This is a genomic window from Rhizobium sp. 01T437, from assembly GCF_056398505.1.
Genome location: NZ_JBFTPM010000030.1, coordinates 59843 through 72617 on the forward strand (window position 1 = coordinate 59843; position 12775 = coordinate 72617).

Annotated in this window: 14 protein-coding genes and 1 pseudogene; 6 read left to right on the forward strand and 9 right to left on the reverse strand. The window is 57.3% G+C overall.

Annotated elements, in window-relative coordinates; all coding sequences use genetic code 11:
• Window positions 1-98: 98 nt before the first annotated feature.
• The 4 genes from AC1DM5_RS33275 to AC1DM5_RS33290 all read left to right on the forward strand — a co-directional run bounded on the left by AC1DM5_RS33275 (window position 99) and on the right by AC1DM5_RS33290 (window position 2496).
• On the forward strand, window positions 99-533 hold the full coding sequence (locus AC1DM5_RS33275; protein ID WP_477822652.1) for a hypothetical protein: 435 nt from the start codon (window positions 99-101) through the stop codon (window positions 531-533).
• Window positions 534-758: 225 nt separating this feature from the next.
• A complete protein-coding gene (locus AC1DM5_RS33280; RefSeq protein WP_477822651.1) occupies window positions 759-1166 on the forward strand; it encodes a response regulator in 408 nt (135 codons plus the stop codon).
• 385 nt (window positions 1167-1551) lie between these two features.
• Complete coding sequence (locus tag AC1DM5_RS33285; RefSeq protein ID WP_477822650.1) at window positions 1552-2283, forward strand: Crp/Fnr family transcriptional regulator; 732 nt, start codon at window positions 1552-1554, stop codon at window positions 2281-2283.
• A gap of 3 nt (window positions 2284-2286) precedes the next feature.
• Window positions 2287-2496, forward strand: a complete 210-nt coding sequence (locus tag AC1DM5_RS33290) for a DUF6894 family protein (RefSeq protein WP_477822649.1) — start codon at window positions 2287-2289, stop codon at window positions 2494-2496.
• Between the two features lie 166 nt (window positions 2497-2662).
• On the opposite strand, the gene AC1DM5_RS33295 is transcribed toward AC1DM5_RS33290, so the two are convergent.
• The 5 genes from AC1DM5_RS33295 to AC1DM5_RS33315 all read right to left on the reverse strand — a co-directional run bounded on the left by AC1DM5_RS33295 (window position 2663) and on the right by AC1DM5_RS33315 (window position 7434).
• Window positions 2663-3043 carry a GFA family protein gene (locus AC1DM5_RS33295; RefSeq protein ID WP_477822648.1) on the reverse strand — a complete coding sequence of 127 codons (381 nt, stop codon included), beginning with the start codon at window positions 3041-3043 and terminating at the stop codon, window positions 2663-2665.
• A gap of 129 nt (window positions 3044-3172) precedes the next feature.
• Window positions 3173-5311 carry a catalase gene (gene katE, locus AC1DM5_RS33300; RefSeq protein WP_477822647.1) on the reverse strand — a complete coding sequence of 713 codons (2139 nt, stop codon included), beginning with the start codon at window positions 5309-5311 and terminating at the stop codon, window positions 3173-3175.
• A gap of 59 nt (window positions 5312-5370) precedes the next feature.
• Window positions 5371-5871: a YciE/YciF ferroxidase family protein gene (locus AC1DM5_RS33305; protein ID WP_477822646.1), complete on the reverse strand. Its 501-nt coding sequence runs from the start codon at window positions 5869-5871 to the stop codon at window positions 5371-5373.
• A 223-nt stretch (window positions 5872-6094) separates the two neighbouring features.
• The gene (locus tag AC1DM5_RS33310) at window positions 6095-6430 is read right to left on the reverse strand and encodes a hypothetical protein (protein ID WP_477976680.1); all 336 of its coding nucleotides are present in this window, start codon (window positions 6428-6430) and stop codon (window positions 6095-6097) included.
• Between the two features lie 590 nt (window positions 6431-7020).
• A complete protein-coding gene (locus AC1DM5_RS33315) occupies window positions 7021-7434 on the reverse strand; it encodes a CBS domain-containing protein (protein ID WP_477976682.1) in 414 nt (137 codons plus the stop codon).
• Between the two features lie 789 nt (window positions 7435-8223).
• On the opposite strand from AC1DM5_RS33315, the gene AC1DM5_RS33320 reads away from it, so the two are divergent.
• Window positions 8224-8751, forward strand: coding sequence for a response regulator (locus AC1DM5_RS33320; RefSeq protein WP_477822643.1), 528 nt, complete (start codon window positions 8224-8226; stop codon window positions 8749-8751).
• 510 nt (window positions 8752-9261) lie between these two features.
• On the opposite strand, the gene AC1DM5_RS33325 is transcribed toward AC1DM5_RS33320, so the two are convergent.
• A complete protein-coding gene (locus tag AC1DM5_RS33325) occupies window positions 9262-9771 on the reverse strand; it encodes a sigma-70 family RNA polymerase sigma factor (RefSeq protein WP_477822642.1) in 510 nt (169 codons plus the stop codon).
• Between the two features lie 77 nt (window positions 9772-9848).
• Complete coding sequence (locus AC1DM5_RS33330) at window positions 9849-10232, reverse strand: response regulator (protein ID WP_477822641.1); 384 nt, start codon at window positions 10230-10232, stop codon at window positions 9849-9851.
• Between the two features lie 235 nt (window positions 10233-10467).
• Between AC1DM5_RS33330 and AC1DM5_RS33335 the strand changes: the two genes are divergently transcribed.
• Window positions 10468-10881: an HD domain-containing protein gene (locus AC1DM5_RS33335; RefSeq protein WP_477822640.1), complete on the forward strand. Its 414-nt coding sequence runs from the start codon at window positions 10468-10470 to the stop codon at window positions 10879-10881.
• Window positions 10882-11228: 347 nt separating this feature from the next.
• On the opposite strand, the gene AC1DM5_RS33340 is transcribed toward AC1DM5_RS33335, so the two are convergent.
• Together AC1DM5_RS33340 and AC1DM5_RS33345 are read right to left on the reverse strand one after the other, a co-directional pair.
• The gene (locus AC1DM5_RS33340) at window positions 11229-12176 is read right to left on the reverse strand and encodes a Hint domain-containing protein (protein WP_477822639.1); all 948 of its coding nucleotides are present in this window, start codon (window positions 12174-12176) and stop codon (window positions 11229-11231) included.
• 514 nt (window positions 12177-12690) lie between these two features.
• Window positions 12691-12775, reverse strand: a pseudogene (locus AC1DM5_RS33345) (molecular chaperone DnaJ); the annotation flags it as partial.

The following is a 12775-nucleotide window of genomic DNA, read 5'->3' on the forward strand; positions in this document are numbered from 1 at the left end:
CGGCAGGACTGGGCTGCGCTCTTCAAGGAGAATGGGAAACCGGGAGCCGAACGCCACTCTGTGACCGAGGCCGAGGCATCAGGATCACGAATTGGAGCATGGTTCGAGAACCGAAGGACATCTTTGTCCTGCGGAAGATAGACGTTTGGCCGATCGGCGAAAATGCCGGTCAAATAACAAATGAACCCAAGGAAAAGCCCGCAAATGCTGGTGTTTTGCCCCCTTGTGTTCTTTCATTGGAGAAACACATGAACGCCGTGAAATCGCCCGCCGTTAAGGCATACGAACTCGACAAGGCCAGGAACAAGGACCAGGAAAACAAGGAGGAGCTGGACCGGGCTCTGGAGGATACGTTTCCAGCCTCCGACCCGGTGTCGCAATCCAGCACGTCGGTGGCCGGAGCGCCGCCAGCAAGCCAACCGCGACCGGAGGAAGGATTTCTTGACGGCGCCAGAGGGTGGATTAAAAGCAATCCGCTTGCCGCTGTTGCGATCACCGCAGCCATCGCATGGATTTACGGCTCGACGCGATAGCCCACCTGGCCCAGCCGGGGACGGTTTTTGCAGGCAGTTCGCCCCCGGATCGAGTTGCTGCTCCGCACCTTGGGTAATCGAGACTACCGCGTTTCAGCCCGGGTAATCAGGGTCGACCAGTTATCTACTTTTGATTAACCATAAACGCAGGTCTTTCATCGTCAATTGTATCGGATTGGGACATCGCGACGTTCCACTGTCATCTCAACACATAGAGGTGCGGAAATGGCAAAAGTCCTGATCGTGGAAGACGAGATGCTGATCCGCTTCGCGCTCGCCGACGCGTTGATCGATGCGGGGCATGTGGTGATCGAATGCGGGACGGTCCTCGAAGCGGTGGCTGCTTTCTCCAGACATGACAAAATCGAGGTGCTCATAACGGATGTCGACATGCCGGGCGGCTTGACAGGTCTCCACCTTGCCGGACTTGTGAGGACGACTAGATCATCCGTTCTAATCTGGGTGACGTCAGGGCGCACGGTCGATATTTCGCACATCAAGGGTGCTACTTTTCTGACCAAGCCCTACGATTTCGCTGCGCTTGCAAAGCCTGTCACCGATCATATCGAAAAGGGCAGCCGGAGCTCGTCCCATTTCAGTTCTCCTATCCATAGGGGTAACGTGCCCGATTGATAATCGCGGAGGGACGGGTCGGCCGGCCGTCGTCGGCCCCAATCGCATCCGACACGATGTCTACTGTCGGCGACATCCACCGGTCGACCTCATCTTGCTCCACGAACCGGTTACCGGATCAGGGTCCCGTTTTACGGCGGAAAATACTCAACACCGACGCCGCCTTATATGGCGGAGCAGGTGCAACACTTGGTGACCGAGAGACCCAGTCCGTCGAGGCGCATCGTCATGGTCAATTGCTTCTCGTCTCGGGCGACGATGATGTTTATCTCCGAGGACACGGGGAACCACGAGCTCTGAAATGGCGTTCAATAGGGATTGATGCGCCTCCGCGCGCCGGCCCCTACAGCGTCCTCCTGGCCAGTGGCGAGCATGGGAGAAATAGATGGCCGCTAGCCAGGATAAAATATCCAATCGTATGCTGACAGCGCTCGATCGGGACGACTTTGGTCTCCTTGCACCGTACCTGGAGATGGTCGATCTCCCGTCGCAGTTCAGGATTGCCGAGCCCAGGGAAAAGCTGGAATATGTCTATTTTCTCGAAAGCGGCGTCGGGGCTGTCATGACTGTTTCGTCGACAGGCCAGATGGCGGAAGCCGGAATGTTCGGTTGGGAAGGCTTTGTGCCCACCGCCACCATCGTCGGCGACGATACAGTCCCTTACTTAGTCGAAATGAACGTCGGGGGAGCAGGTTACCGCGTTCCAATCAGCGCGATGCGCGAGGCGACCATGAGGAGTCCGAGCTTTCAGGTCCCCCTTATCAAGTACATGCATGTCTTTGCGACCCAGGTCGCCTACACCGCACTTGCCAATGTCCGCTACCTGCTTGAGCAACGGCTGGCCCGCTGGATCCTGATGTGCCACGACCGCCTTCGTACCGATGAAATGGCGATAACGCACGACTATATCGCGCTGATGTTAGGGGCGCGCCGCCCCGGTGTGACGACCTCGCTGCACGTCCTTGAAGGCCATCACCTGATCCGCTCGCTAAGGGGGGCGATCGTAATCCGCAACCGCGCGGGTTTGGAAGAATTTGCGGCCGGCTCCTATGGCATTCCCGAGTATGAATACGAGCGGTTAATCGGGACGAGCGGTCGTGGCAATTCCAAACGGTGAAGGATGCGATACTATTTTCACATCAGAAATGGCGACGAGCTAATCTGCGACCCCGAAGGAAGCGTGTGCACCAACGTTGCCGTCGCGATCAAGGAAGCAAAGGCACATGCGCGTGAAGTCATGGCAGCACGGCTGAAGTCCGGCCGGGAAATGGACGGACAGACGTTCGAAATCGTTGACGAGAAAGGATTTCTTGCCGATTATCTACTGTAAACTGGCTGTGAGAGAGACTGCGCAAGGGGTTTCGACGCCGTCGGGAGTAAAGACGTTCCGAAGCCGAAACAGAGGTGGGAACGGATCGCTATCAGCGGCCTCAAACACACGAGCCGACCCTAAACAGGAGCCTTGTCTTGCGGCCTGGCGCTGGTCGATTTCGACATCAGCTGTTCTTTGGCGGGTCCTCCGCATATTGCTCGGTGCCGCTAAAACTGTGCAGCCAGGGCTCGCGACGCTTCGTCCAGACCTCCATCTGCGGAAAAATCCTGCTCGGCGCCTCGTCCAGAGAGCCGAGCCGGATTTCGACATCCTGCTCGGTCAAGCAAAACAGCCTGCAACCGCAATGAGGGCAGAAGCTTCGCCCCGCAAACGCCTTGAGATCGCCGGTCACCGAGAAGGCGTCACGCGACCAGTGGGCAAAATAAACGAACGATGAGCCACTTTCCTTGCGGCAATCCGCGCAGTGGCACAGTCCGGTGCGATAGGGCTCCCCCTCAATCTGGAACCGCACCTTGCCGCATAAACATCCGCCGTGTCGAACCATTTGTCTTCCTTTTCGAAACCGCTGCTGTTGCATGTCTTAACCAGCACGAGCGGCAAGGGCGCAACAACGTGCCGAAGGGGGTTCGCCGTTCCGGCTCGGCCGTAGGCAACGCGGCCAAATGGCCGCATCTCAAGAATCAACGACCGGGTCCGACGCCTTCCCGAGCTTTACCGAAGGTTCCCGCGCCCACACACGCAGTTTTCCAAGCTCTCCGACGAAAGTGGTGAGCCCGCCTTCGTCTGGCATGGCGATCGTTCCTTCATCGAGCGCATCAGTAATCCCTGCGCGGTCGAGCAGGGGCAGGGCCGCTTCAACATACCCGATAAACTTGCAGTGCTGGAACGCGTCGGCGACGAAGTCACGAGCAGTCGCTTCTCTGACAAGCTCATCCATTGCTTCCCCCGAGGTGAGAAGCGCGACCGCATCAAACAGCACGGACGGACCACCGTCGATCATGTGGTGTGCTTCCACAAGACTGCCATCGGATGCGACTACGCCGCCGACCTTGGGAGCGATCAGCTCCGCCACGGCTTTCTCGTCGGTAATCGCTTTGATCAGGGCTTTGAGCAGTTTGGCGTCTACGCCGTCGGTAATGAGGATGCCAAGCTTGCGCCCCTCGAAGCGTCCTGGACCGCGTTTCACGATGCTGAGCGCCAGCGACGGCTCCAGGTCCTGACGGGTTGGCATGGCGGCGTCCGCCGGCTCCGGCAGCGATTGCAGTCCAAGTTTTTCTGCAACGGTTGCCGCCAGCGTTTCATCGATATTGATCAGATGGGCGACCATCCGCTCACGGATGACGGGATTTTCGACCTTGCTGAGTTCGAAGGTGAGGGCGGCGGCGATATGGCGCTGCTCGGGCGGCGTCTGGCTGATAAAGAACTGACGCGCCTGGCTGTAATGATCGGCAAAGCTTTCGGGACGCAGGCGCACCTTCTGGCCCGCTTCCTCGGCTTCGAAGGCGCGGAAACCCCTAGCGGGCGATTCCCTCGGGCCTTGGCCCGAGGAATTCGGCTCGTAATTTGTCCGGCCGACGGGGTTGCGCATCGCCATGTGCCCGTCCTGCTGGAAATGGTTGAAGGGACACTTCGGTGCATTAATCGGAAGATGCGTGAAGTTCGGCCCGCCGAGCCGCTTCAGCTGCGTATCGAGATAGGAAAAATTCCGTCCCTGCAGCAGCGGATCGTTGCTGAAATCGATGCCGGGCGGCACGTTCTGGGTCATGAAGGCGACCTGCTCGGTTTCGGCGAAAAAGTTGTCCGGCATCCGGTCTAGCACCAGCCGGCCGATCGGCTGCACGGGCAGGATCTCCTCGGGAATGATCTTGGTCGGGTCGAGCACGTCGAAATCGAACTCGTCTGCGAATTTCTGATCGAAGAGCTGCACGCAGAGTTCCCATTCCGGGAAGTTGCCGGATTGAATGGATTGCCACAGGTCGCGCCGATGGAAATCGGGATCGGCGCCATTGATCTTGACGGCTTCGTTCCAGACGACCGACTGCAGGCCGAGCTTCGGCTTCCAATGGAATTTGACGAAAGTGGATTCGTCCTTCTCGTTGACGAAGCGGAAGGTATGCACGCCGAAGCCTTCCATGAAGCGGAAGGATCGCGGGATCGCGCGGTCGGACATGACCCACATGATCATGTGCATGCTTTCCGGGGTCAGCGAGATGAAGTCCCAGAAATTATCGTGGGCCGATTGCGCCTGGGGAAAGGCGCGGTCCGGTTCGGGTTTGACGGAATGGATGATATCCGGAAACTTGATGGCATCCTGGATGAAGAAGACCGGAATATTGTTTCCGACCAGATCCCAGTTTCCTTCCTGGGTATAGATCTTCACGGCAAAACCGCGCACGTCGCGCGCGAGATCGAAGGATCCCTTGCTGCCGGCGACGGTGGAAAAGCGCACGAAGGCCGGCGTCTTCTCGCCGGGGCGCTGGAAGAGATCAGCCCTCGTGTATTTCGACAGGGATTCATAGGTCTCGAAGAAACCGTGCGCGCCGTAACCGCGGGCATGGACCACGCGCTCGGGAATGCGCTCATGGTCGAAGTGGAATATCTTTTCGCGGAAATGGAAATCTTCCATCAGTGCCGGTCCGCGCGGGCCGACCCTCAGCGTATTCTGATCGTCTGCGACGGGTGCGCCCTGCGACGTCGTCAAGACCTCGGCGCCTTCTTCGGCGATCTGATGAAGCTCGCCCCCTTGGCCGCGATACAGTTTCTGATCGTGAATCGTGACCGATCCGTCGACTTTCGATGACCTCTTAGCCATTTTGACATCCTCGTGATACGAAAAAAGCCGCCCATTTCGGGCGGCCCCGGTGGCGTGTTTCAGGCGACCTTTTGGCCTTTAGGGTTGGCCTGTGCTTGCGCGAGTTGCGTCAGCTTCTTGTCGGTTGCTTCTTCTTCAGCAAGACTTGCTTTCAGGAGCGGTACCGCATCCTTGAGGCCGAGCTGGTTCGCCCAGGCAATCAGCGTGCCGTAGCGAGCGATTTCGTAGTGTTCGACGGCTTGGGCCGACGAAATCAGGCCGGCATCGAGGGCGAGCGAACCCTTGAATTCCTCCATGATTTCCTCGCCTTCGGCGATGATGCCCTGGATCGCCTCACAGGTCTTGCCGCGCGCAGGTTTGCCGACAAGTTCGAAAACCTGTTCAAGGCGCTCGATCTGAGCCTGTGTCTCGTCGCGATGCTTAAGAAACCCCGCCTTGCCTTCTTCGGACTGGGCCGCACGAGCCATCTTGGGCAGAGCTTTCAAGATCTGCTTTTCAGCGAAATAAATGTCCTTGAGAGTGTCAAGAAACAGGTCGTTCAAGGTCTTTGTCGATGCCATGATGGCTCCTCCTAGAGAATCGATTGATGATGTTCGCCGGCCCCTGCCGCCCAACGAAGACCAACACTAATGCGTGCAGATGCACTATGTTCCCGTACGGATGCGGACCGAAACGACCGGCTGGGTCGCGCTCGTTTCCTAGCCGAGATGAGCGCCTGCTTTCGTTGGCACTAAAGTCGTTGCCCGCTCTCGGCTAGTAAGCTCAGGCAGAGTGCGTATCCGCCTACATCTCGGGACAACCTCTGACATTGGCGAAGCTGATACGGTCGGGCCTTCCGCTGCGCGTGAAGCCCTGGACGGTGATACTCCGTGAGGTTTCGCGAATGATCTGTGGACGACGAAGACCGGCGTCACGTGCGTTATCCAATGCATCACGCGGGTCGCAGCGCCGGCGCGGACCGCGTTCGTAGTCTGGATCCACGTAACGGTCACGATCACGGTTTTGCACGTCGGGGCCACCGGGACCGATGTGAAATTCCACTTGAGCCTGAGCCACGGAGGGCACGGAAACGCCACTCAGGAGCAATGGTATCAGTACAACTTTGAGAACAGTGTTCATGCTCTACCTCCTTGCGCTGTAACTCAAACTTCAGATCGCTGAATTGGTTCCGCACAGGCGTTGCGATAACGGCGGTTATTCCCGGCAGCGACCCAAGAGAAATTTGCGGGCACTCTTTCTGCCTCATGGGCGGCTATTGGTCGGCGTCGGTCAGCCGTGACTAAAAAGGGGTTCAAGTGACCTCCGGCAGGTGAGGTAGTCTGCAGCAAGCGGGATTGGGCATTCATTCGCGTGCCGAGGGTTCCAGGTTTTCCGGAAAGATCGCCATCCGATTTGGTCATGTTTCAGACCGCAACGTCGCTGAACGCGCCGCAGTTCGGAATGAAAGGTGACTCGGTGCGGCGCGCGCCGACCTCACACTCTTGGCGCTTGTTCGAACAAAGCCACGTTGCGCGACGCCACAGGCATGTCGCCTTTCTGCCGTCAGGCTTAAGGCGGCGCGTATCGCATCGGGTGGAGGCGGGCGGCGCAAAACCTCGGATGTTGGATTCGACGAGCAACTGACGAAGCCGGTGACGATAAAGCGTTGGGCGAAAAACACTTCAAGAGCACGATCGCCAACGACTGGTTCCTACGGTGATCGTGCACACTTATCCAGCTTCGTCGTCGGAAATTTCTTCCAGCGTGACACCCGCGAGCTCCTCATTTAAACGCGCAATGTCTCCGAGTGACAGGATGCCCCTGATCGATCCTGCATCATCGAACACCAGAAGACGCCGCATCTGAAGTTCCGACATTCGATCGGCCGCCTCGCGCAGTTCGGTGGTTTCCAAGCAGCTCTCAATCCCGCTCGTCATAATGTCGGAAACAGGTCTGGCGGTATCAATGTTTTCCGCAACGGCACGCACGACGATGTCTCGGTCGGTTAGAATGCCCAATACTTGCCCGTCAACGACCGGGATAACGCCGGAATCTATCTCCGACATGAGCCGTGCAACGTCCCGAATGCTCGCTTCGGCGGTGGCGGTAACCACCTGCTTCGTCGTCACGTCTTTAACTTGCATGTTTGCCTCCCATGGGTTTGCGCTGTCGAAACTTGCAGACGCGTTTGAGGTTCCAATCGCAATGGACGCATCGTCATCTACGAAAGACTTGGCGACCGGATCGCACTCGGCTCGCCCAGACGGACAACTTAATGTGCAGGCGACGCCCTGCCATGCAGCTCGATCAGATCCGTCTGGTCCAGACTGGTCTCTATGAGGCCGGAGCGGTTCGCGTATCGAGCAGCGGACGAGAAATCGTCTACAACGCTGTGAATCGGCAATTCATGGGAGACAGAAACTGGTTCCGATAAGCGCGAGCATTCCGAGGGACGCGAGTCGTCGGAAGCAACACAGCTGATGGGATCTCGAAAAGTAAACCCAGTTCGTCTGCTAGCGTACAGCTACGTATCATTGGGGCTTTTGGCGCGTTTCCTCCCATAACCATGGGAGATCAGAAGATGGCTGACGACGATATCGCGCCCCGACGACGCGTGTCCACATCGTTTACTCAGAGGAGAGAGGCGTTCGAAAACACAAACCGCGCTGCCCGCGACACACTCGAAGATGAACGAAGGCGCCGTGACGAAAAGAGTGCCAGACTAAAGGCTGCGAGGCAGCAGGCAGAACAGAAGCGCTAGGCGGTTGGGCCGCCGCCTCGATAATCGATACCGCTTGTCTCGCATGATGAGATCATCCGGGCGGTCCGTCCGCCAGCGTACAGACGGGAGTTTGGGGCGCCGAAGTTGCTCATCAACAGGAACCCTGAACGAGGTTTAGCGTTTCATAGCCGCCAAAGACGGGACGAAATTCATGAGCAACAATCGCAATGAATGGATCGCAACACGGGCCTACTCGCTCTGGGAGCAGGCAGGAAAACCGTTCGGCCAGGACGAGATCCACTGGCAACAAGCTGCGCTCGAGCGCGAGCTTCTGGAGAAAACTCAAGCTTCGGTCGACGGCAGGGAAGTGATGGATAGACCAAGGGCAAGCGTAATCGAGCCTCGAAGTGTCCTTGTTGTCGAAGACGAGTTCCAGCTCCGTTACAATATTGTCGATTTTCTGGATCAGGCAGGATTCAGGACACTTGAAGCAGCCAATGCCGACGAGGCGCTCGTTCTGTTGAAGAACAATGTCATCGACACACTCTATACAGATATCGATATGCCTGGGAGCATGGATGGCCTTGGGCTCGTCGCCAAGGTGCGTTCTCATTGGCCCTCAACGCGGGTGATCGTGACGTCGGGACTGGTCAAGCTTTCTCACAAGGATATCGAAGCGGGCGTGACTTTCGTCGCCAAACCAACCGCCGGCCTGGAGTTGCTTAAGCTCATGGCATAGCCCGCGATCAGGCCGCTCGGTTCACTCCGGCAAAGGATCGTGGGTCGACCTGCATTCGGCTCGGCTTTGAGTTTCCTTTCCACTGAGGCTGGGCACGCTTGTGCCGCTCGCCGCCGCAGGCGGGCTCTCGATCACCTCGGGTCAATGCGACCTATCAAAAGGAAAGGGCATAGCGGTAAGCTATAGCCCATCGAGAGGCCGTGTCGAGCAACGCGCGCCGCGGTGTGTTACCAGAACGATGCGGGTGACCATCTTTAGTGTTGGGATTAACGAGGCTTTCGATTCGAACCGCTACGCAAAATACAACTGACCATGCCTATTCGCTGCAGTGTGGATCGATAGCCACCACGCAACACTTTTTTTGAGAAGCGCGCGACGCAATCGAAAGCGAGCGTAGACGAAGGTAATACCGACTGCACTCCATTCCACCGCATGCTTAAACATCAATTCATCACTCAGAAAACGGACGAGCCGAGGCTCGAAACGCCGATAGGCCGAACCGTGCTCCTCCTACCGGCTCGCTTCTTCGCCAAGGCGATCGCTCAGTTTAAGGCGGGCACGGCTTATCCGGCTCTTGATCGTGCCGGTTGCACAATGGAAATGGGAAGCCGCGTCTTCGTAGGAGTGTCCTTCAATCAGCACATATTCGAAGACGGAACGATAAGGTTCGGTGAGTGCTGCGCAGGCCGCTTCAAGTTCCCGACCACGCAAATGCCACTCCTGAGCGGCGGGTACGGAGCCATTCGAAGCCACGCATTCCTCAGCGCCAACGATTTCACGTTTTCCTGCCCGATACTGCGTGCAGAAAGTGTTTCGCATGATCGTAAACACCCATGACTTGAGCCTCGTGCCTTGCTGAAAGCGATCGATATGACGCAGCGCCCGGAAAAGTGTTTCCTGCACAAGATCATCGGCGTCGCCAGGATTCCTTTGGAAGGCTCGCGCAAAACTCCGCAACGCCGGTATCAACGCAACTAGCTCTTCTTCCAGCTCGGCGCGATTACTGTCTTCTGATTTCATGCATTAGTTCCTCCATCTGAGCGGATAAAGAAACTTGAACTTTCTTCGTTCCCTATCCGTACGCTAGCGTACGGGGACTATTGGATCTTCGGGGAGGGATCGAAGAGAGCTCTCGCGATCTCATCGAGTGCGTTCGGCTTGCCAGCGAGAAAATAGCCGCCAAAGCTCGCCGGAGCATCACCACCAAGATAGGCAGTGGCGAAGACAAATGGGATTCCGGTGTCTTGAAGACGTTCCGCAATCGGGAAAACCGTGTGTCCATCGAGCCGGATATCTAGGATCGCGCCCTCGACCACGTATTCGTCGATTAAAGCCAAACCGATTTCGACGGAAGGAGCAGGACCAATCACGGTTGCGCCGGCCCTTTCCAAGGCGAGTTTAGTTTCATCGGCAATGAAAAATTCGTCCTCAACGATGAGGATGCGCTTTCCCTTCAACAGGTGAAGACTTCCACTTCCCATCAGATGCCATTCCCGGTCGAGACGAACTGCCGCATATAGGATTCGATGCCGGCGACCTGGGGGCTTGCGGAGGTCTATTCTGGTCGCTGCGCCTGGATGTAACCGTCTAAGCGTCAGTGAGGAAAGAAGTTCCCGCGAACTGCCCCGTTCGTGACACGCCGCGAAGCTCATACCCAGCTCGCCGTTGAACTCTATGGCAACATCCGCGTTAGCTTGCGAAAGCGGAGGAATTCTTATGCAGGGCTATCACCATCTGGAGCATGCAAGGCAAGTTGCCATGATTGCTCACGACGGGCAGCAAGACAAAGCTGGCAATCCCTATTTTCACCACTGCCAGCGCGTGGCCGATCTCTTGGTACGTGAGGATGAGAAGATCGTTGCGTATTTACATGACATTCCGGAAAAGGCACCGGCTTGGACGATTGATCGCCTGACGGAAGAGGGCTTCGCTGCCAAAATCATCGCGGCCGTAGATGCTCTTACGCGCAAGCGAGACGAGGATGACGCGCACCTCGTGAGCAGAGCAGCGGCAAACCCGCTTGCACGGGCCGTCAAGCAGGCGGACTTGGAAGACAATCTCGCTCAGGCCGAGCAGGCAGGGCTTGATACGGAGAAATACAAGCGTGCCTTGGCTCTCCTGACGGGCTGAAGGGACGGCAGCAGCATGTCGCCTGGCAAGTTAAATTCAGAGCCGTCGCACAGCTCCAGCGTTGCGCTCATCAGGAGCTTTTTCAATCGTCTCTAGCGATTCTTGATTTGCGGCTTGCGATCGTCAACACTGGTACTAGGTCACTCAGAGCTTCTGGTTTGGTGACCTCCAAGTTAGAAGATGGGGGTCCGTCCGCTTCCCTGACTGACCGCCGGTTAGTTCCAAGTGAAAGCTATAGGCCAATTTCAGCAGAAACCTTCCAGTAAGGCGGCGTCGCTCTTCATATTTGATAAGACCTGTATTGATTGCAGTACAAAGTTCACTGCGCAACAGATCGACGGGCGTGACTAACTAAAAATACCGGGTCGATTAAAGTCGATTTTGCAGCGCTCTAAGCGCGGTGAGCCGGTTGCTATTTTGGCTTGCGCGTCGATCTTTTCGCAGGCGTCCCCGAACGGATCGCGCATCGGCACCAGCGGCGAAGCGCCAAGGAGGAGAAGCGCTTTCAAGTGCTTCCAGCCGCCTTCCTCGCCCAGCACCGGTGCATAGGATGTCATCGCGGTGCGTTCCTCACCGTAGAGGCGCTTGTATTCCGCAAAATTGGAGAAGTCCTCGTGATTGCTTCCCAAGAGATGGAAGGTCTCGGCCGCGGCACCTTCGGCAAGGATGACTTCATGCGTGTCGAGCAGGACGGCATAGTACTCGATCGACATGTCGTCGGCCGGAGTGACCGGTGCAATGGTCGTGCTGTTCACGAGATCCTTCACACGGATCAGAACGCCGTTCAAAAACAGCGCATGGCCAGGCGACAGGTAGAGATCGGAATGGGGTGTGCGGCTATCCAGCGCATGGCGGGAAATCCGGATCGGCACGACGCCTTCACGCCAGCGTGCGCCGCTCTTCTTGAAGACCTGGCGGCCGACCCATTTGATTGGACGGGCGCTCCCATCCGGAAGGGCAACGCGATCGCCGATGCGCAGATCCTCGACGGGCTTTTCACCGCAATCCGTGAGGATCGCCGTCCCACGCAGGAAACACTGCGGGCCGCCGCCACCACCTCCGCCGGAGCCACCGCTTCCCCCGTGTCCACCGGAACCTCCGTGTCCACCGGAGCCGCCGTGTCCGCCAGAGCCGCCCCGCCCCCAACGGCGCCCCAGCGCGTTGGCGGGAGATGTGGAAATTGCCGTCACCAATGCCGCCGCGCCGGCAAGCCGGACACCGGCCGCAGCGGCAACACCTAGAAAATGTCTGCGCGCGGTATTGCGTGGCAGATTTCGTTCTTTCAGGAAAGACATCTTGATGCTCCTTCGATATGACAAGGCGCCTCCAGGTGTCGCTGAAGCTCACGAGCGTGGTTTCCATTCGACCTGCCTGAATAGGCAATCGTTTACAATATTATTTCCACGAGAACCTGCGTCGGACCAAGGTCTTACCAAGGGACTATCAAAAAGCTTAGTGGGGCTTATCTCTATTGTTTAACGCTATTTTTCTCGGCTTCAGGCGATCTATTTAGCGCGCTGATATGAATGAGCCTGCCCTGCCAAGGGAGTTGCGCAGGTTGTCATGTTTCTTCTCAAGGTGGATAATCGATGAGCGTCAAAGAACGCTAGGACGTTCAAGTCAACGAACTGAGCGCATATTTGATAATCGAAGAATGACCACTACTGACGTAATCGGGCACGGCCGACGGCAGCCTATGGCCCTCAGCAGCTACCGCACTCGAATGGCCTCCACATCTGCCCCCAAGCATGCCAGCGGAGAAAGGGCTACGAAAGCGATATGGGTTGAGGCGGCCAGTGTGTATCGCACCTAACAGAAGCCATTGAGCTTCAGGATTTTATGGGCATCGATCGTTGCCCGCAGATCCTCCTCTGACGCGCGGTCTCCGTCGTTT

Bases quoted from the DNA above. Each gene is read 5' to 3' on its own strand.
- AC1DM5_RS33275 (WP_477822652.1), top strand. From the start codon at position 99: ATGGTTCGAGAACCGAAGGACATCTTTGTCCTGCGGAAGATAGACGTT.
- AC1DM5_RS33280 (WP_477822651.1), top strand. From the start codon at position 759: ATGGCAAAAGTCCTGATCGTGGAAGACGAGATGCTGATCCGCTTCGCG.
- AC1DM5_RS33285 (WP_477822650.1), top strand. From the start codon at position 1,552: ATGGCCGCTAGCCAGGATAAAATATCCAATCGTATGCTGACAGCGCTC.
- AC1DM5_RS33290 (WP_477822649.1), top strand. From the start codon at position 2,287: ATGCGATACTATTTTCACATCAGAAATGGCGACGAGCTAATCTGCGAC.
- AC1DM5_RS33295 (WP_477822648.1), bottom strand. From the start codon at position 3,043: ATGGTTCGACACGGCGGATGTTTATGCGGCAAGGTGCGGTTCCAGATT.
- katE (WP_477822647.1), bottom strand. From the start codon at position 5,311: ATGGCTAAGAGGTCATCGAAAGTCGACGGATCGGTCACGATTCACGAT.
- AC1DM5_RS33305 (WP_477822646.1), bottom strand. From the start codon at position 5,871: ATGGCATCGACAAAGACCTTGAACGACCTGTTTCTTGACACTCTCAAG.
- AC1DM5_RS33310 (WP_477976680.1), bottom strand. From the start codon at position 6,430: ATGAACACTGTTCTCAAAGTTGTACTGATACCATTGCTCCTGAGTGGC.
- AC1DM5_RS33315 (WP_477976682.1), bottom strand. From the start codon at position 7,434: ATGCAAGTTAAAGACGTGACGACGAAGCAGGTGGTTACCGCCACCGCC.
- AC1DM5_RS33320 (WP_477822643.1), top strand. From the start codon at position 8,224: ATGAGCAACAATCGCAATGAATGGATCGCAACACGGGCCTACTCGCTC.
- AC1DM5_RS33325 (WP_477822642.1), bottom strand. From the start codon at position 9,771: ATGAAATCAGAAGACAGTAATCGCGCCGAGCTGGAAGAAGAGCTAGTT.
- AC1DM5_RS33330 (WP_477822641.1), bottom strand. From the start codon at position 10,232: ATGGGAAGTGGAAGTCTTCACCTGTTGAAGGGAAAGCGCATCCTCATC.
- AC1DM5_RS33335 (WP_477822640.1), top strand. From the start codon at position 10,468: ATGCAGGGCTATCACCATCTGGAGCATGCAAGGCAAGTTGCCATGATT.
- AC1DM5_RS33340 (WP_477822639.1), bottom strand. From the start codon at position 12,176: ATGTCTTTCCTGAAAGAACGAAATCTGCCACGCAATACCGCGCGCAGA.